Here is a 17,660-nt window from a genome sequence, read left to right as displayed (position 1 = left end):
AGACAACTCAACAATGGTTTGGGGGAATCAAGCTGCATTGGATTTTTGGGGAGAACCCGACTTAACGTCTCTACAAGATAGAGATTTTAAAACTAATATGTCTGAAGCGACTAGACAAACCTTAACTGCTTATAAAGATGGCGTATACAACAACGATACGTATCAAGAAATTTGGTCATTCATTCCCAATGGTGTAGAAATCACTGCATTTAGCCAATTCTCCAGATATCAGCTTGAAGATGGAAGAATGGCACTATTAGTTGAAGCTTTTAGAGTCAATGACGAATTCCAACGGCAATATTTAAGCAAAACCATTATCGTTGCGACTCTTACACAGTCTGGGGATTTAATTAGCTCAAACCCTACGTTTGCAAACGAATTTGGCCTAAATATAAAAAATATTGAGCAGCTATGTGATAACAAGGGAACTGCACTAAACCTTTTATCTAAAATGAAACGCGATGAGCCTTTTTTTGACGATATTATTCTTAAAAGTTTAGCGGGTGAACAGTGGTATCGTTTGCAAACAACCTTGTCTAATAAGGGAAAAGTAGATAGTTCTATATTAATACAGCTCCATAACGTTAATGAACGAAAATCTCTTGAAGTTTCATTAAGGAAACAAGCCTTAACGGATCCTCTCACCCAGTTATTAAACCGCAGAGGATTGACCGAGAAACTGTCAGATCTTATTCATCGTGGTAAGAGCCTTCCCAATTACAACTTTGCTTTGTTGTGTATAGATTTAGACGGATTCAAAATGGTAAATGACTCATTTGGCCATGATATGGGAGACAAAGTGCTATTAGAGGTCACGAAGAGATTACTAAGCCATTGTACTAATGGTTCTATCTTATCTCGTTTTGGTGGGGATGAATTTATTTTCTGTATAGAAGGGGTTTCTGAAAAAGCCCATGTAATAAATTTGTGTAATCAGATTTTAAAAGATTTGTCAGCACCGTTTGAACAAATAATAGGAGGTCAGTCAATTTTATCAGCCAGTATTGGAATTGCTCAATACCCCTACAACGGAAAAGACATTAATTTACTCATTTCTCGCGCAGACGCAGCAATGTTTAACGCGAAGCAAAAAGGGAAAAACAGATGTACCTTTTATCAACCAGGAATGGATGTTGCCTTAAAACGAGTCAGTGATATTTCTAATCGTTTAATGACGGCAATAAAGGAAGATGAACTACAAGTTTTTTACCAACCAATTACCGATGTAAGTTCAAATAAAGTGGTTGCTTTTGAAGCTTTACTTAGGTGGTTCGATGATGAATTAGGGTATATAAATCCTGAAGAGGCTGTAAAAATTGCTGAAAATATGGGGTCCATCGATTGTCTCGAATATTGGGTTTTGAATCGCGCCCTGTCCGACTTATCTGAATTCAGACTTTTTTTTGGTGAAGAACTCAAAATGTCAGTCAATATGTCAGGTATGCATATGAACCAAGAAGGTGCGGCTGAAAAGGTTTCAAATATTATCCAGTCCCACTCGTTACGACCTAATGATCTTACCATTGAGCTAACAGAAGGTGTTTTAGTTGATAATATCCATAACGCAAAGTGCCAAGCAAAAGAGCTTGTAAGTCAGGGTATCAACTTAAGCATTGATGACTTTGGTACAGGCTATTCATCACTGGCTTACCTTCATAAAATGCCTGCGAAAACCGTAAAAGTAGACAAAGCTTTTGTTGAAGATGCCACAAGTCATAGCACGACACTGAAGTGCATTAAAACCATTGCCAATGAGTTTCATATGAACTGCATTATTGAAGGTATAGAGTCCGCTGAACAAAGTGAATTATTGGCCAGTTTGGGCTATGTTTTACAACAAGGTTATTATTTTGGTAAACCTCAATCCCTAAATTACTATCGAGCACAAGAAGAATCTTTCAATAACTCCTTGTCGTAGCAAAGACCCATAATCCAAATACAAAAAAGCCCCGCTAAATCTAGCAGGGCTTTTTCTATAATATGGCGGAGAGAGAGGGATTCGAACCCTCGATACGCTATAAACGTATACACACTTTCCAGGCGTGCGCCTTCAGCCACTCAGCCATCTCTCCGAATTTGATACTTGGGCTTTTGAAGCCGCCGTATATTAGGGAAATTACGTGTTGTAATCAAGTATTGTGTGCTTAATTTTGCGAAAACTTAAGGTTTGTTAAAACTTAGCATTCTGTCAAGTGGAATAAGGGCTTGTTTACGCAATTCGTCGTCTACGTGAATTTCGTGTCCGGTGTCATGCATTAATGAATTATAAATGGCTTTTAAGCCATTCATTGCCATCCACGGACAATGTGCACAGCTTTTACAGGTTGCCCCATTCCCTGCCGTTGGCGCTTCAATAAATGTCTTTCCAGGTGCCAGTTGCTGCATTTTATAGAAAATGCCTTTGTCGGTAGCAACAATGAAAGTACTGTTATCTAAGGTTTGTGACGCTTTAATGAGCTGGCTGGTTGAGCCTACGGCATCGGCCATTTCCACTACACTTGCTGGTGATTCTGGGTGTACCAAAACCGCAGCGTCTGGATAAAGAGTTTTCATATCGTTCAAGGCCGTTGCAGAAAACTCGTCATGAACAATACATTCACCTTGCCACATTAGCATGTCGGCCCCAGTTTTATTGGCAATATAGCTTCCTAAGTGTCTGTCCGGTCCCCAGATTATTTTTTCACCTTGGCTATCTAGGTACTCAACAACTTCCAGCGCAATACTTGAAGTTACAACCCAATCGGCTCTTGCTTTCACCGCTGCCGACGTGTTTGCATACACAACCACAGTGTGGTCGGGATGAGCATCGCAAAAGGCGCTAAATTCGGTTATAGGACACCCTAAATCGAGTGAACAGGTAGCTTCAAGTGTGGGCATTAATACGCGCTTTTCGGGGCTGAGTATTTTTGAGGTTTCCCCCATAAAACGCACACCCGCCACGATAAGGGTTTGCGCGTCGCAATCTCGACCAAAGCGCGCCATTTCCAACGAGTCTGAAATAAAGCCACCGGTTTTTTCTGCCAATGCTTGAATTTCAGGGTCGGTATAATAATGCGCAACCAAGGCCGCGTTTTTTTCAATTAAAAGCCGAGTGATTTCTTTTTCGTACCATTCGCTGTCAGCTGCGGTCAAAGGAATAGGTTTTTGTGGAAACGGATACGCTATTGCATCAACGCGTGAAACTTGGGACATGTAGCATCTCGTGCTTGAAAATCTTTAATGTTCGATAATTATACCTAAAGTATAAAGTGAGTGCATCTGTGTGATGAAGTAATTATTAAATTGATATCGATTAACTGAGAGAAGTATATATGGTGGGTCGTGCTGGATTCGAACCAGCGACCAATTGATTAAAAGTCAACTGCTCTACCAACTGAGCTAACGACCCATATACATATTGTAACGCTTAACTAAATGATGGTGGGTCGTGCTGGATTCGAACCAGCGACCAATTGATTAAAAGTCAACTGCTCTACCAACTGAGCTAACGACCCATCATTTGTTACCTGTGCTAGGCAACGGGCGCATATAATACTCATTTACTGAGACTGCGCAACCTTAATTAGCACTTTATTGTCTTTTTTTCGTAAAAACCGGTTCAAGTGGTCAAAACACACACAAAAACCGGCTTAGCGATAAATATTATTGCTGGCGAGATCTTGCTAACTTAGCAGCAGAAGAATTTGGGTACTCACTAAGTACACGTTCAAACCAAACGTTCGCTTGTGAGCCCTGCCCTAAATTTTGCTTTATAACACCTAATTTGAGCATAGCATCTGCGCGTTTTGTTGAGTCGGCAAAATTATTCACAACTGTAGAGAACGACGATTCAGCATCAGCCCACTCTTTTTTGTTAAAAAGTAACTGCCCTAACCAATAATACGCATTATCGGCAAACTCACTGTTTGGATAAGCTTGCAAAAACTCACGAAATGCAGGTATCGCTTTATCGTATTCTCGCGTTTTCAAAATCAGATTTACGGCTTTATCGTATGATTCCGATTCACCTAACTGTGACTCAACAGACGCTATAGGTTCGTTAATAGTTGGAGTCGTTGTAGGCACTTGTATTTGAGTACTTTTAAGAGACTCTACGCGCTTGTCTATTTCTAAATAGAGCTCTCGTTGTCGCTGTAGTACTTTTTCAAGTTGATTGGTGTGTAACTCTACCGTGCCTCTCAGTTCGTCGACTTCATACTGCATGTCATCTAGCTGAGTTTGTAAGCTTTGTTGCATAACGTTTCTAGATTTAATAATACGCTCTAGTACCGCTACGCGTTCTTCTAGTGAAGAAACAGCTAGGGTTGAATTTACCGCACCGTTATTAGCAGCTGAAGTTTGATTAACATCAGACACTGGCGCTTGTGCGAATACGGATGTAGAGAATAAAAAGGCGAAGCACAATGCTTCGCCTTTAATAAAATAACGCATAAGCTGAGTTACCTTAGTTGTAACGAACGATGCCGCGACGGTTTTGCGCGAAAGCGTATTCAGTTGCACCAGATACTACTGGTTTTTCTTCACCGTAAGATACAACAGAAATTTGGCTAGACGATACGCCTTGGTTACGCAAGTAGGTTTCTACCGACTGCGCTCTACGTTCGCCTAGTGCAATATTGTATTCAGGTGTACCACGGCTATCACAGTGGCCTTCGATAACCACGGTTTGACTAGGGTTCTTAACCAAAAACGCCGCATGCTTATCTAGAATTGGATAAAACTCAGCTTTCACACTTGAACGGTCAAACTCGAAATATACGGTTTGGTCGTTAATCAAAGCTTGTTTTTCTTGTTCAACGATTTCTGCAGCACGGCTTGCTCGAGCAGCCGCTTCTACTTTCACACGAGCTTCTTCTGCAGCTTGCGCTTCAGCAGCAGCTTGTTGCTGAGCTTGCGCTTCGCGATTACGCTCTGCTTCTAACTCTGCTTCCGTAGGGCCTGACTTACACGCCACCATAGTAACCATAGGTATGGCGATAACGAGCGTTTTCATAATTTTGTTTAGCTGCATTTTTGATAATCCTTATTGTTGTACGTTCTTAATGTACTACATGATTCAATTGTTGTTACGAGTAGTAGCTTACCTACTTATATTTTAAAACAGATAGGGCGACCAACTGGGCGATTTAACTTGCCCGTTCGCTGCCGGTAACCTAGCCTTAAAACGGCCATCAAGTGAGACCAACGATAACACTTGGGTACCATTGTATAAGGTACTGTAAATAATCATACTTCCGTTGGGCGCAATACTCGGCGATTCATCTAAATCGGTTCGAGTAAGCACTTGTATCGCTCCGCCTTCTAACGCTTGCTTAGCGATATGGTACTTACCTCGGGTACGATTCACTAACACCATGTCTTGCCCATCAGGCGCGATAGTGGCACCAAGATTCATTTCGCCTTCAAATGTTTGGCGACGAATCTTCCCTGTTTCCAAATTTACGCGATAAATCTGTGGTTTACCACCCCGTTCTGATGTAAATAGTAAGCTTTTTCCATCTGGAGTCCAAGAAGGCTCAGTATCTATGTTTCTATTTCGGGTAATTCTACGTAATTGTTTCGATGCAATATCCATGGTATAGATTTCTGAATTACCATCTTTCGACAATACCATGGCTAATTGTTTACCGTCAGGTGAGAATACCGGGCTGCCGTTTATGCCCGGAAAATCAGTCAACTTTGTCCGTTTAGTTGTGTAAATATTTTGAATGTAAATTTGTGGTCTACGGTTTTCAAATGACACATAAGCCAAGCTTTCACCGTCTGGAGACCAAGACGGTGACATAAGTGGTTCAGGTGAGGACAACAAACGAGTTTCATTTTCACCGTCGTAATCAGCAATCACTAACTGAAAGGGTAAATCATAAACTTTGCTGTCTCTTACAATCACATAAGCGATACGAGTAAGAAAAGCGCCTCGTGTTCCGGTTAGTTTTTCGTAAATGACGTCACTAATTCTGTGACCATGCTGCCTGAAGTCTTGTGCATTAATAATAGCTTTACGAGAATCTATAATGTGATCTTCCGATAACACTAAATTTCCATTTTGTAAGGATTTACTCTTGCCATTGGTTACTTGTGCTCGCAATACATCAATAATTTCAAATTTGACTTCGTATTGACCTGAGGGTGTATCCGAAATACTGCCAACCACTATGGTGTCGGCTCCTGTGGATGCCCATGCACTGTAATTAACTTCACTGTCAGTAGACGGATATTGGGGCATATTCGCCGTGTTAACAGGATTGAATTTTCCACTTCTACGTAAGTCAGCATTGATAACATCGCTTATTTCACCCGGTAGCGCCCCTGAACCTTTCCATTTAAACGGCACAATAGCAACAGGTCTTGCGCTATCCACACCTTCTGTGATCACAATTTCCAGTGCTGCATTGGCCAAAAGCGGGGCGAATAACCCACACATCAGCACTACACCTTGTGCCACTTTCCTTATATCAATCATATTCACAACTTCACCGTTAAATTTATATTTTTTAATTTTTCATAGACAGCAGGATCATCTGACACAGGGAGTTTTTCTTCTCTGACTACTGCGTTTTCAGCTACTCGACACAAAGCAGGATCACCGCCGAGGGTACTTACCTTAATCACAAGACCCGTCGACGCAAGTTTAATATTAAGGCGGCATTCTTTCCCTTTAAATGCCGGATCGTCGATAATATGCCGTTGAATTCTGCTATATATCTCTGCGCGATAACGCTCTACATCATTTAAAATCTGCTGATTACGCTGCTGATTTCTCCGAGCCGCTTGTTCTCGACGCTCTGCTTCAAGTTGCTCTTCTTGTAAACGATCTAGCTCTTTTTGTTTTTTAGCGGCTTCAGCTTTGCGTTTGTTAGCTTCTTCTAACTCTCGTTTGCGCTTTGCTTCTTGTGCCGCTTTTCTCTTTAATTCTTGTTGGCGCTTTTGCTCTTTTAAACGCTTATCTTTCGCCGCTTTTTCTGCTTTTCGTTTTGCTTCAGCCCTACGTTTAGCATCAGCAGCTTTACGTTGTTGAGCTCGCTTTTGATCTTCGATACGTTTTTGCTCAGCTAAAATCCGTTCGTCTTCTTTCTTTTTATCTGCAATAGCTTGCGCATCAATAAAGGTCGCTTCAATAACAGGTACATTTTGAACAGGCATTGCAATAGGGTCTGCGGTAAAATTCACGCTAATCAAAAGCAATGCGATAATTACGCTATGCAAGCCAAAGGACTTAGCTAAAGCTGGGTCGAATTTCATTGCTCTAGCTATCTTCCGGGTCAGTCATTAACCCCACCGAGGGTACGCCAGCATTTTGTAAAAGCACCATTAAGCCAATGACATTTTTATAAGGCACAGCACCGTCGCCCTTTACTACCACAGGGGTATTTTCATTTTGCTTTAATTTAGATTGTACTAATAATGCAAGTGCCTCGGCGTCTAATGCTTGCTCTTGGTTATCACCTACATTTAAATAGTACAAACCATCCGCATCAATAGACGCAATCATGGGAGGGTTATCATCTTGTTCAATTGGTTCTGCACTGGCCTTAGGCAACTCAACTTTTACACCTTGAGTCACTAAAGGCGCGGTAACCATAAAAATGACGAGTAGCACTAACATAACGTCAATGTAAGGAACTACATTAATCTCTGATACAGGACGGCGGCGTTTACGTACAAACATAAGATCCCCTTTTCGCTAAATCAGCTATTTGACTGCTGCGCGGCCATTGCTTGACGATGAAGAATTGCAGAAAATTCTTCCATAAAGTTGCCATATGCGTTCTCGATTTTTTCCACTTGATTGCTAAAACGGTTATAAGCAACAACCGCAGGTATTGCAGCAAACAAACCAATTGCCGTAGCAATTAGTGCTTCAGCTATACCGGGAGCGACCATAGCTAACGTAGCTTGCTGAACTTGCCCAAGTGCAATAAAGGAATTCATAATACCCCAAACCGTACCAAACAACCCCACATAAGGGCTAATAGAACCAGCTGTAGCGAGAAAAGGAAGGCTTGTTTCTAAGCTGTCGATTTCCCGTGACATATTTACACGCATAGCGCGGTAGGTTGCATCGACAATAGCATTGGAAGGTGTACCTGCCTTGCGAAGACGTACAAATTCTTTGAAACCTGAGCAGAAAATATTAGACATACCATCTAAACGAGCACGGGCTGATAGTTCTTGATACAAGGTGTTTAGATCTGCACCAGACCAGAATTTATCTTCAAATGCTTGCATCTCTTTTCGCGCATAAGATAAAGCTTTCGTTCTTTGAAAGATAAAAGTCCATGACGCAATAGATACAGCGACCAGTGCTAACATCACTAGTTTAACAACGACACTGGCTTCCAGAAAAAGACCAAAAAAGGTTATTTCAGATGACACGTTTACATTCCCCTAAAATTGAAGCTGGTATACGAGAGGGCTTTAAAGTGACAGGGTTAATACAGGCTATTTTAACCTCTGCGCAAAAACACTCTTCGTTTTGACTATTAGTTATTATTTGTTTGAACTTCATACTAGCGCCTTTCAATTGTACTATGTGCGTATGAATACTCAATGTTTCGTTAAACCTTGCTGCTTTTACAAAGTCAGCAGTAATCCCTTTGACGACAAAAGCGAGGTTTTGTTCCAATAAATGATCTTGTTCAAAACCCAGTTCACGCAACCACTCTGTTCGCGCACGTTCGATAAACTTAAGATAATTTGCATGATAGACAATTCCACCTGCATCTGTATCTTCGTAATAAACTCTTATCTTCATGTTATGCAAGGCACTTTCAGTTCCTATAATACAGTTTATTATTACTTATTTGCGTTAAAATCGACATTCAATTTGCATTAGTTTTTCTAATGCAAATACAGTACTTTTATTCAGTTGATACGATTCCTAATATCTCTATAATTCGTTTTGTCGCAGTAGGAAGTTATTTAGTTCTCTTCTGCTGATATTAGACATTATTTATCCCTGATATTTCCTACAACATTTTATGTTGCTTATGCCCACACAATTTGTGTGGGCTTTTTTATTTATTCCGTTTGAAATCCAAAATGCAAATAAGCTCGTTGTGACGCAATACGCCCTCTTGGTGTACGTTGCAAAAACCCCTGCTGGATAAGAAAAGGCTCAATCACATCTTCAATGGTGTCTTTTTCTTCACCGATTGCCGCGGCTAGGTTATCTAATCCCACTGGTCCACCGTCAAACTTGTCAATTATGGCCGTCAGTAACTTTCGATCCATAAAATCAAACCCTTCAACGTCAACATCTAACATATCCAAAGCTGCAGCTGCGGTGCTATCATTCACTTTACCTTGAGTTTTAACATCGGCGTAATCCCGGACTCGGCGTAATAATCGGTTCGCAATACGAGGCGTGCCTCGAGAGCGTTTAGCGATTTCTCGTGCGCCTTGTTCGCTAAGATCCACATTTAAGTGATGAGCACTGCGTTTAATAATTGTGGTTAAGTCGTCGATTGAATAAAACTCTAACCTTTGCACTATTCCAAAACGATCTCGTAGCGGTGATGTTAGCGAGCCGGCTCGGGTTGTCGCACCAATTAAGGTAAACGGTGGTAAATCCAGCTTAATTGAACGAGCAGCAGGGCCCTCACCTATCATAATATCGAGCTGATAATCTTCCATTGCGGGATACAAAATTTCTTCAACAACAGGACTTAAGCGGTGTATTTCATCAATAAACAAAACGTCGTGCTCTTCTAAGTTGGTAAGCAGCGCTGCAAGATCACCGGCTTTTTCTAATACTGGGCCTGACGTTGTTTTGATGTTTACGTCCATTTCGTTAGCGACGATATTCGCTAACGTGGTTTTCCCTAATCCGGGAGGACCAAAAATAAGTAAATGATCCAGAGCATCACTGCGTTTTTTAGCCGCTTCAATGAAAATGGCCATTTGTTCTCGAACATGGGGCTGCCCAGTGTAGTCATTCAGTAATTTAGGACGAATAGCGCGATCGACTACTTCTTCGTCTTTCGTTTCATGTGGCGCTATTAGTCTGTCAGCTTCAATCATAACGCTCTCTTACATGCTACTTTTTAATGCATCGCGTATTAACACTTCGCTAGTTGATTCTGGCTTAGCAACCAGCTTCACCATTTTCTCTGCTTGTGCAGGTTTATAGCCTAGCGCAGTGAGTGCTTCAATGGCTTCTTGTTTCGCGTTATTTTCTGCATTTAACGGTAAATCACCATGAGCGGTATCAGGCATAGGAACATCGGTAGATTTAGCAAACTTAGCTAATCTGTCTTTTAGTTCTACAACAAGGCGTTCAGCGGTTTTTTTCCCCACGCCCGGTAACGTCACCAGCGAACTAATATCGCTTTGTTGCACGCAGGTCAGCACTTGTGAAGCCGACATACCCGACAAAATAGTTAAACCTAATTTGGGTCCGACGCCATTGGCTTTGATCAGTTCGCGAAATAGCTCACGTGAAATTTTATCGGTAAATCCAAACAATAATTGCGCGTCTTCTCTCACCACGAAGTGGGTATGCAGAACCACTGACTCACCTTGTTCAGGTAGGGAATAAAAACAAGACATTGGAATTTGTATTTCATACCCTACACCGCCCACATCAATTAATACGTTTGGTGGGGTTCTTTCAATTAAGGTTCCAGAAATTCGGCCTATCATAATTATTTTATTCTCTTATTTTATGGCAGTGCATCATTGATTAACGCAAACGACCTCTTGCTGTACTTTTGGCTTGTCCTGCAAGTTTTAAAAGTGATTGTCTAGAATGTGCATGGCAAATGGCAATTGCTAAGGCATCTGCGGCATCGCTTTGTGGGCGCTTTTTCAAATCGAGTATGTGCATTACCATTTGTTGCACTTGACTCTTTTGCGCCGCACCTTGACCAACAACAGCTTGCTTAATTTGTCTTGCTGCATATTCAGCAACAGGTAATTTGGCTTGAGTAGCCGCGACAATAGCTGCACCTCGAGCTTGTCCTAGCTTTAACGCTGAGTCAGCATTTTTTGCCATGAACACTTGCTCTATCGCAAATTCTTCAGGTTTGTAATCTTCAATAATAGAACTTACACCATCAAAAATAACCGCAAGCCTACCCGGTAAATCATCAGTGGAAGTGCGAATACAACCGCTACCTAAATACTGATAGCGATTAGCATTGTAATCAACAACACCAAAACCAGTAACACGACTACCTGGATCAATACCCAGTATAATCATAATTTAGGTTCAGGTACAAACGAAGCAATCGCCTCTTGATTACTCGGTGACCACGCTTTGTTAATTGCATCTGGTTTAGACAACCATTCAAAGGCCAAATGTTCGGTCAACGTGAGTGCTGCTTCTTTGTCTATTTCCACACAAAAAGCATGTTCAGTGTTCACCGTATGTTCCGGTGCGTATCTATGCTGCCATTCGGGACGAATATGATATTGGCGCACAGTATTACAGTCGACAATGGTGTTGTTGCCACCAGAAAAACTCAAGCCAGTTTCTTCTTCTACTTCTCGATACGCCGTCATTAACGGCGTTTCGTTTTCTTCCATAGTGCCTGTCACTGACTGCCAAAAGTTGGGGTCGTCTTTTCGTTGCAACAAAAGAACATCGGAACCCGAGTACAATACAACTAAAACAGATTCCGGTCTTTTATATGGCATTTACGCCTCGTCTTGTTTTTTAACAGTGGCAATCGCAAGATCAGCCAATTGCTGAGGGTTCGCTGCGCTCGGTGCATTAGTAAGTGGACACGCCGCTGTGGTTGTCTTAGGAAATGCCATTACATCGCGAATAGACGTAGCACCTGTCATTAACATGACCATGCGGTCTAAACCAAATGCTAAACCGGCATGAGGCGGCGCCCCGTAGCGCAATGCTTCTAATAAGAAACCAAATTTAGCTTCAGCTTCTTCCGCTTCAATACCCAATAAATCAAATACTGTCGACTGCATAGCTTGGTCGTGAATACGAACCGAACCACCACCTAGTTCAACACCATTGAGTACCATGTCGTAAGCATTAGACAATGCCGTAGTCGCTTGTGACTTTAACTCTTCAGGGGTTAAGTCGCGCGGTGCAGTAAATGGGTGATGTAATGCGTGCAACTGACCGTCAATTTCTTCAAACATTGGGAAATCAACAACCCAAAGTGGACGCCATTCACCTTCGTTTAATTCGAAGTCTTCGCCTAATTTCAGACGAAGTGCACCCATAGCTTCAGTAACGACATTGATTGAATCGGCACCAAACAGCAGGATATCGCCATCGTTTGCACCGGTAATTTCAAGTAATTGAGCCACAACCTCTTCGTTTAAAAATTTCAAAATAGGCGATTGTAAACCGTCAAGACCATTGGCTTTTTCATTCACTTTAAGCCATGCCAACCCTTTTGCACCATATATACCCGCAAACTTAGTATATTCATCTATGTTTTTACGAGACATTTTGGCCCCGCCAGGTACGCAAATTGTCGCTATACGTCCTTTAGGATCATTGGCAGGTCCGCTGAATACTTTAAATTCCACGTCTTTTAGAATGTGATCAACATCTACCAATTCTAAAGGGTTGCGCAAATCTGGTTTATCACTACCAAAGCGACGCATTGCATCCGCATAAGTCATTGTAGGGAACTCACCTAAATCTACGTCAAGCAGACTAGTAAACAAGCCTCTTACCATACGCTCAGTAATATTCATTACTTCATCGGCATTTAGAAAGGTGGTTTCAATATCGATTTGCGTAAATTCTGGTTGGCGATCAGCGCGTAAATCTTCATCGCGGAAACATTTTACGATTTGGTAATAGCGATCCATTCCCGCCATCATCAATAATTGTTTAAACAACTGAGGTGACTGAGGTAAGGCAAAAAATTCACCTTTGTGGGTACGGCTTGGGACTAGGTAATCTCGTGCGCCTTCAGGTGTAGCTTTGGTAAGAATAGGCGTTTCAATATCCAAAAAGCCTTCTTCTTCTAAGAATCTGCGAACTTGTCCAGTCACTTTTGCTCTGAACTGTAGGCGTTGACTCATAAGCGGTCTACGCAAATCTAAATAGCGGTATTTTAAACGCTGCTCTTCTGAGTTTTCTTGATTCCAATCAAGAGGCAATGGCGCTGAACGGTTGAAAATAGACAAGCCTGTTGCCACTATTTCCACTTCTCCCGTTGCCATACCTTTATTAACTTGACCTTCTGGGCGCAGCCTAACGGTTCCTGTTAATTCAATACAAAACTCGTTTCTAAGACTGTTTGCAAGCTCATGCACATCAGCAACATCGGGTTCAAACACAACTTGAACTATGCCCTCGCGGTCGCGCAAGTCGATAAAGATGAGTCCACCTAAATCTCTACGTTTATTTACCCAACCACATAGCGTGACTTCTTGTCCCGCACGATCTGCATTAATATTTCCACAATAATCCGAGCGCATGCCCACCGACCTTCTTTTACATTATTACTCTATTTCAATGGGGCATAGTATAAACAAATGCACTTGAAACCCCAATGGCAAATACACAGGAATAACAGGCAAATATGAATTAAATAGAAATGAAAGAAGTGAGTTAGGTAACGACCGAGCTAACTAATCTTCGATTACCGCTAATTTAGCCTGAATGTATCGGCTATGAGGAATGTACAATAAATCAGATATTTTGCGAATAATATACTCTTCGTATTTATCTATATTGCCATCAGCAAGAGCAACCTGCCACAGGCTCTCAAGTATTTTCACTCGCTGCTCAAGCTCGAAGGTATCATTGATTACCGATGTAAACTGTATTAAATCAACAGCATGCTCAGATTGTTTTTGTCCGTCGTTTAACAAGGTAGAAAGCTCTTCCTTACTGAGTGAAAAGTGCGTTGTTATTTGTTTTTTCACCGCCTGTAATTCTTGCGCGTCAATCTGATTATCGGCACGGACGACTTCGCTTAACAATGCCGCTGTGGCAAGTTCAACGGTATGTTCGTTTGTTTCACTTGCTTGGCTATTTTCAAATAACGTTAAAAATGTCTTCAGCATGTTTTACTCTTTATTGGTGAATTTTTATTGCTTGGCTAAAATTAATATCAAGTTGTAGCGAGTCATCTATGTCGTAGAGTGTGTCAATACCATGTTGGGCAATAACATGGTGCTCTTCGCCATCATTATTAACCACTTGCATAGAATACATAAAGTGACTGCCTCTGAATTGTCTGGATTTCACAACCCCTTTCCATTGCCCACTCGTTCCCATCACAATATGCTCGGGTCGAACTAAGTAACATGTTGAATTTGCGTCTTTAACAAGGGTTCCTTCGCCAATAAACTCAGCCACAAAGTCGGTTTTTGGAGCGTGATATAGCCCATTAGCATCACCCCATTGATGTAGCTCTCCGTTATTCAAAACCCCTATACTGTCGGCGACTGAAAAGGCTTCTTTTTGATCGTGAGTCACCAATAATCCGGTGATATTTTCTTCTTTTAGTATACGTCGAACATCGGCAGACAAAGACTCTTTCAATGAGACATCTAATGAAGAAAAGGGTTCATCGAGTAATAGTAATCGAGGCTTTGGCGCCATAGCTCTCGCTAACGCCACGCGCTGTTTTTGCCCCCCAGACAATTCATGGGGCATGCGCGAAGACAAGTCATTCAGACCTACCAATTCTAAGCATTTAGCTGCTCTATTCTTGCGCTCATTTGCATTCATCAGATGCAGACCAAAAGCCACATTTTCAAATACGTTTAAATGAGGAAACAAAGCAAAGTCTTGGAACACCATACCTATGTGTCTGTCTTTTACTGCAATGCTTTTATCAACATCCGATACCACTGCATCATCAATGACTATCTTTCCTGCTTGTACAGAATTAAATCCGCAAATTGCCCGTAGCAAAGACGTTTTTCCGCAACCTGAAGGTCCGAGTAGGCATCCAATTTCCCCAGTCGCTAACGAAAAACTGATATCTTCTAATAAACGTGTACTGCCATACCCCAGAGCTAAATTAGTCACGGTTAACATACATGGTCTCATTCTTTCTAATTTGTTTAATTAACAAAAACACTGGCGCAACACCACATAACACAATAGTGATAGAAGGTAATGCTGCCTGCTGTAATCGTTCGTCCATAGCAAATTCATACGCCTTTATTGCCAACGTATTAAAATTAAAAGGCCGTAACACCAAGGTTGCAGGTAGTTCTTTCATAATATCGACGAAAACCAGCAACACAGCCGCAATAATACTGTTTTTCATTAGCGGAAAGTGTATTCGTCGAATAATCTGAAAGCGAGAATGACCTAGGCTTTCAGCGGCATTATCCATACTAGGCGTAATACTCGACAAGCCGCTTTGAGTATGCTGTAACGCCACCGCAAGAAAACGCACTAAATACGCAATTAATAAAGTAAATAAGGTACCTGATAAAATAAGGCCAGGTTGATAATCAAACCAAGCAACTGTGAGCGCATTCACATATTTGTCAAAAAAACCAAAAGGGACTAGTAAACCAACCGCAATAACCACTCCTGGTAGTGCATAACCTAAACTCGCAAAATTCAACGTCCACAATGGTGTAGAGCCTGGATTAAAACGCCTTACGTAACTCAGCAAACACGCAGCTGCGGTAGTAACAACAGCTCCGATGCTCGCAATCATAAGGGTTTGCCCAACTAAGGGTAAATAAGAAGAAAGCTGCCATTCATTTTGACGTAAAAAAGCCCAGTTTATTAATTGGAAAACAGGCAATATAAAACCTAGAACCACAGGCAATAAACACAACAAGAACAATCCCGCACTTTTAAAGCCTGTGACTTTTCTAGGTTGAGTGGCATTTACCTGAGCCTCTTTTAGCATTTTCCTACGGCTGACTTGCTCGACATACACACAACTAAAAACAAACACCACTAGCACTCCAGCAAGCTGTAATGCGGTAGATTGGCTGCCCATACCAAACCAGGTTCTAAAAATACCTGTAGTAAAAGTTGATACGCCAAAAAAGGCAACCGTGCCGTAATCTGCTAATGCTTCCATCATAGTTAGCATCACACCGGCCAAAATTGCCGGTCTAGCCACTGGAAAAATGACCTTCCAAAACACTTGTTTATTATTCATGCCTAGGCTTTGTGCCGCTTGAATTAAATTCGGTGGGGTAAGCACTAACGCATTACGGGCAAGTAAATACACATAAGGAAATAGAACCAATGACAGCATGGCAATAGCGCCGCCAATAGAGCGTATTTCAGGAAACCAATAGTCTCCGTATCCCCACCCAAATAGTGCTCGTAAAGATGTTTGAATTGGGCCACTAAAATCTAAATATCCCGTATAGGTATAAGCAATAATATAGGCCGGAACTGCAAGAGGAAGTACAGCGAGCCAAGCTAGCCATCGGCTCCCAAAGAATTGATAGCGAGTCAAACACCAAGCTAACCCAGTACCTATAGTGCCCGTACCTATCCCAACACCGAGTGCCAGTAACAAGCTATTGGTGACATACTGAGATAAAACAGTGTCGGTTAAGTGTTGCCATAAACCATAATCTAAATGAGTATAGTTAAAGGCAATGACACCAAGAGGCAAGGCTACTACAACAAGCAGTAGCCAAAACAGAATACGTGCCAACTACTTCCAGCCAGCTCGGTCCATTAAACGCAACGCTTCTGCATTTCGCTCGCCTACCAGTTGCAATGAAACTGACTCGGCTTTAAAACGCCCCATCGCTTCTAGTGTTTCACTCCAAGAAACACCTTCTACAACAGGGTACTCACCATTCACTTCTGAATACCATTCTTGGCTACTGTTAGCGAGCATGAAACTGATCAACGCTACCGCTTCGTCGCTGTTTTTTGCATGTTTGGCTAAGGCTACGCCAGAAATATTGACATGAGCACCACGGTCGTCTTGATTTGGCCAAAACACCTTGATTTTGGATGCTACCTCTTTCGTGTCAGCGTCGGCTGATTCACGCATTCCCGCTAAGTAATAAGTATTTGCAATGGCAATATCACACTGCCCTGCCACGACCGCTTTGATTTGATCTCTATCGCCACCAGCAGGAGGGCGAGCAAAGTTTTTAACAAAGCCTTCAGCCCAGCTTTGCGTATTGCCGGCGCCTAATTGCTCAATTAACGATGCTACCATAGACTGGTTATAAATGTTATTGGATGAGCGAATGCAAATTCTTCCTCGCCACTGAGCATCAGCCAACGCTTCTAGTGTTGAAAGTCCGGTTACGTCCACTCGTTCTGGAGAGTACATAATAGGACGAGCTCTTAGCGTTAATGCCGTCCAATGACGGTCTGTATCGAACAAAGCATCATCGACGCGGTCTAGATTAACCAGCGCAGGTATAGGCTTAGTCAAACCTAGTGTTTTAGCCCGAACCAATCGTCCAGCATCTGTGGTAATTAGTATATCTACTGGACTAAGCGCACCTTCGCTTTGCATTCTAGATATTAACCCGTCAGCTTTCCCCGTTACTAAGTTAACATCAATACCGGTTTGCTCAGTGAATTTGTCGAGCAAAGGCTTAATCAATGCTTCTTTACGTGCCGAATACACGTTAATTTCTTTAGACACTGCTGTAAAGCTAGTAACCGTAGTTGCGAACAAACAAGACAACGCAATAACACGAAAGTAGTTCACCCAATAACCTCCAAATAATTAATAATACGTCTCATTTGGATAATATCTGATTTG

At 41.8% G+C, this 17,660-nt stretch carries 18 protein-coding genes and 3 tRNA genes; 1 reads left to right on the top strand and 20 read right to left on the bottom strand.

The window, feature by feature from the left end:
• Positions 1–13: 13 nt before the first annotated feature.
• Entirely contained in the window at positions 14–1,918 is a 1,905-nt protein-coding gene (locus J3L16_RS10690) for an EAL domain-containing protein (protein ID WP_242698795.1), read from the top strand.
• A 63-nt stretch (positions 1,919–1,981) separates the two neighbouring features.
• Here the strand turns inward: J3L16_RS10690 and J3L16_RS10685 are convergent.
• From J3L16_RS10685 to J3L16_RS10590, 20 genes are all read right to left on the bottom strand, one after another.
• Positions 1,982–2,072, bottom strand: a tRNA-Ser gene (locus J3L16_RS10685).
• An 88-nt stretch (positions 2,073–2,160) separates the two neighbouring features.
• Complete coding sequence (gene nadA / locus J3L16_RS10680; protein ID WP_207612970.1) at positions 2,161–3,192, bottom strand: quinolinate synthase NadA; 1,032 nt, start codon at positions 3,190–3,192, stop codon at positions 2,161–2,163.
• Between the two features lie 120 nt (positions 3,193–3,312).
• Positions 3,313–3,388: transfer RNA gene (locus J3L16_RS10675), tRNA-Lys, on the bottom strand.
• A gap of 30 nt (positions 3,389–3,418) precedes the next feature.
• Positions 3,419–3,494, bottom strand: a tRNA-Lys gene (locus J3L16_RS10670).
• A 148-nt stretch (positions 3,495–3,642) separates the two neighbouring features.
• Positions 3,643–4,431: a tol-pal system protein YbgF gene (ybgF, locus tag J3L16_RS10665; RefSeq protein WP_207612969.1), complete on the bottom strand. Its 789-nt coding sequence runs from the start codon at positions 4,429–4,431 to the stop codon at positions 3,643–3,645.
• Positions 4,432–4,444: 13 nt separating this feature from the next.
• Positions 4,445–5,011 (bottom strand): peptidoglycan-associated lipoprotein Pal, encoded by a 567-nt coding sequence (pal, locus tag J3L16_RS10660; protein WP_207612968.1) that lies wholly within the window; start codon positions 5,009–5,011, stop codon positions 4,445–4,447.
• Positions 5,012–5,095: 84 nt separating this feature from the next.
• Positions 5,096–6,424: a Tol-Pal system beta propeller repeat protein TolB gene (gene tolB, locus J3L16_RS10655; protein ID WP_207613037.1), complete on the bottom strand. Its 1,329-nt coding sequence runs from the start codon at positions 6,422–6,424 to the stop codon at positions 5,096–5,098.
• Positions 6,425–6,465: 41 nt separating this feature from the next.
• Positions 6,466–7,242, bottom strand: coding sequence for a cell envelope integrity protein TolA (tolA, locus tag J3L16_RS10650; RefSeq protein WP_207612967.1), 777 nt, complete (start codon positions 7,240–7,242; stop codon positions 6,466–6,468).
• A 4-nt stretch (positions 7,243–7,246) separates the two neighbouring features.
• Positions 7,247–7,669 carry a protein TolR gene (gene tolR, locus J3L16_RS10645; RefSeq protein WP_207612966.1) on the bottom strand — a complete coding sequence of 141 codons (423 nt, stop codon included), beginning with the start codon at positions 7,667–7,669 and terminating at the stop codon, positions 7,247–7,249.
• 20 nt (positions 7,670–7,689) lie between these two features.
• Complete coding sequence (gene tolQ, locus J3L16_RS10640; protein ID WP_207612965.1) at positions 7,690–8,376, bottom strand: protein TolQ; 687 nt, start codon at positions 8,374–8,376, stop codon at positions 7,690–7,692.
• Complete coding sequence (ybgC, locus tag J3L16_RS10635) at positions 8,366–8,755, bottom strand: tol-pal system-associated acyl-CoA thioesterase (RefSeq protein ID WP_207612964.1); 390 nt, start codon at positions 8,753–8,755, stop codon at positions 8,366–8,368. The genes tolQ and ybgC overlap by 11 nt, the downstream gene beginning before the upstream one ends.
• A gap of 266 nt (positions 8,756–9,021) precedes the next feature.
• A complete protein-coding gene (ruvB, locus tag J3L16_RS10630; protein WP_207612963.1) occupies positions 9,022–10,023 on the bottom strand; it encodes a Holliday junction branch migration DNA helicase RuvB in 1,002 nt (333 codons plus the stop codon).
• Between the two features lie 9 nt (positions 10,024–10,032).
• Positions 10,033–10,644 (bottom strand): Holliday junction branch migration protein RuvA, encoded by a 612-nt coding sequence (gene ruvA / locus J3L16_RS10625; RefSeq protein ID WP_207612962.1) that lies wholly within the window; start codon positions 10,642–10,644, stop codon positions 10,033–10,035.
• Positions 10,645–10,684: 40 nt separating this feature from the next.
• Complete coding sequence (ruvC, locus tag J3L16_RS10620; protein ID WP_207612961.1) at positions 10,685–11,203, bottom strand: crossover junction endodeoxyribonuclease RuvC; 519 nt, start codon at positions 11,201–11,203, stop codon at positions 10,685–10,687.
• Positions 11,200–11,640, bottom strand: a complete 441-nt coding sequence (nudB, locus tag J3L16_RS10615; RefSeq protein ID WP_207612960.1) for a dihydroneopterin triphosphate diphosphatase — start codon at positions 11,638–11,640, stop codon at positions 11,200–11,202. Before nudB ends, ruvC begins: the two co-directional genes overlap by 4 nt.
• Positions 11,641–13,407 (bottom strand): aspartate--tRNA ligase, encoded by a 1,767-nt coding sequence (gene aspS / locus J3L16_RS10610; RefSeq protein ID WP_207612959.1) that lies wholly within the window; start codon positions 13,405–13,407, stop codon positions 11,641–11,643.
• 153 nt (positions 13,408–13,560) lie between these two features.
• Complete coding sequence (locus J3L16_RS10605) at positions 13,561–13,998, bottom strand: TerB family tellurite resistance protein (RefSeq protein WP_207612958.1); 438 nt, start codon at positions 13,996–13,998, stop codon at positions 13,561–13,563.
• Between the two features lie 10 nt (positions 13,999–14,008).
• Entirely contained in the window at positions 14,009–14,992 is a 984-nt protein-coding gene (locus tag J3L16_RS10600; RefSeq protein ID WP_207612957.1) for an ABC transporter ATP-binding protein, read from the bottom strand.
• Complete coding sequence (locus J3L16_RS10595; protein ID WP_207612956.1) at positions 14,964–16,583, bottom strand: iron ABC transporter permease; 1,620 nt, start codon at positions 16,581–16,583, stop codon at positions 14,964–14,966. Before J3L16_RS10595 ends, J3L16_RS10600 begins: the two co-directional genes overlap by 29 nt.
• The gene (locus J3L16_RS10590) at positions 16,584–17,606 is read right to left on the bottom strand and encodes an extracellular solute-binding protein (protein ID WP_207612955.1); all 1,023 of its coding nucleotides are present in this window, start codon (positions 17,604–17,606) and stop codon (positions 16,584–16,586) included.
• Positions 17,607–17,660: the final 54 nt, after the last annotated feature.

The organism is Alteromonas sp. 5E99-2, from assembly GCF_017368475.1.
Taxonomy (GTDB): Bacteria; Pseudomonadota; Gammaproteobacteria; order Enterobacterales; family Alteromonadaceae; genus Alteromonas_F.
The sequence above is the reverse complement of the archived record's forward strand: the minus strand, read 5'-3'. Positions and strand labels throughout refer to the sequence as shown.

Excerpts from the sequence above, each read along its gene's own strand:
- ruvC (WP_207612961.1), bottom strand. The coding sequence starts at position 11,203 with ATGATTATACTGGGTATTGATCCAGGTAGTCGTGTTACTGGTTTTGGT.
- pal (WP_207612968.1), bottom strand. The coding sequence starts at position 5,011 with ATGCAGCTAAACAAAATTATGAAAACGCTCGTTATCGCCATACCTATG.
- tolB (WP_207613037.1), bottom strand. The coding sequence starts at position 6,424 with ATGTGTGGGTTATTCGCCCCGCTTTTGGCCAATGCAGCACTGGAAATT.
- nudB (WP_207612960.1), bottom strand. The coding sequence starts at position 11,640 with ATGCCATATAAAAGACCGGAATCTGTTTTAGTTGTATTGTACTCGGGT.
- nadA (WP_207612970.1), bottom strand. The coding sequence starts at position 3,192 with ATGTCCCAAGTTTCACGCGTTGATGCAATAGCGTATCCGTTTCCACAA.
- ybgF (WP_207612969.1), bottom strand. The coding sequence starts at position 4,431 with ATGCGTTATTTTATTAAAGGCGAAGCATTGTGCTTCGCCTTTTTATTC.
- ruvA (WP_207612962.1), bottom strand. The coding sequence starts at position 10,644 with ATGATAGGCCGAATTTCTGGAACCTTAATTGAAAGAACCCCACCAAAC.
- tolA (WP_207612967.1), bottom strand. The coding sequence starts at position 7,242 with ATGAAATTCGACCCAGCTTTAGCTAAGTCCTTTGGCTTGCATAGCGTA.
- J3L16_RS10690 (WP_242698795.1), top strand. The coding sequence starts at position 14 with ATGGTTTGGGGGAATCAAGCTGCATTGGATTTTTGGGGAGAACCCGAC.
- J3L16_RS10605 (WP_207612958.1), bottom strand. The coding sequence starts at position 13,998 with ATGCTGAAGACATTTTTAACGTTATTTGAAAATAGCCAAGCAAGTGAA.
- tolR (WP_207612966.1), bottom strand. The coding sequence starts at position 7,669 with ATGTTTGTACGTAAACGCCGCCGTCCTGTATCAGAGATTAATGTAGTT.
- J3L16_RS10600 (WP_207612957.1), bottom strand. The coding sequence starts at position 14,992 with ATGAGACCATGTATGTTAACCGTGACTAATTTAGCTCTGGGGTATGGC.
- ruvB (WP_207612963.1), bottom strand. The coding sequence starts at position 10,023 with ATGATTGAAGCTGACAGACTAATAGCGCCACATGAAACGAAAGACGAA.
- ybgC (WP_207612964.1), bottom strand. The coding sequence starts at position 8,755 with ATGAAGATAAGAGTTTATTACGAAGATACAGATGCAGGTGGAATTGTC.
- aspS (WP_207612959.1), bottom strand. The coding sequence starts at position 13,407 with ATGCGCTCGGATTATTGTGGAAATATTAATGCAGATCGTGCGGGACAA.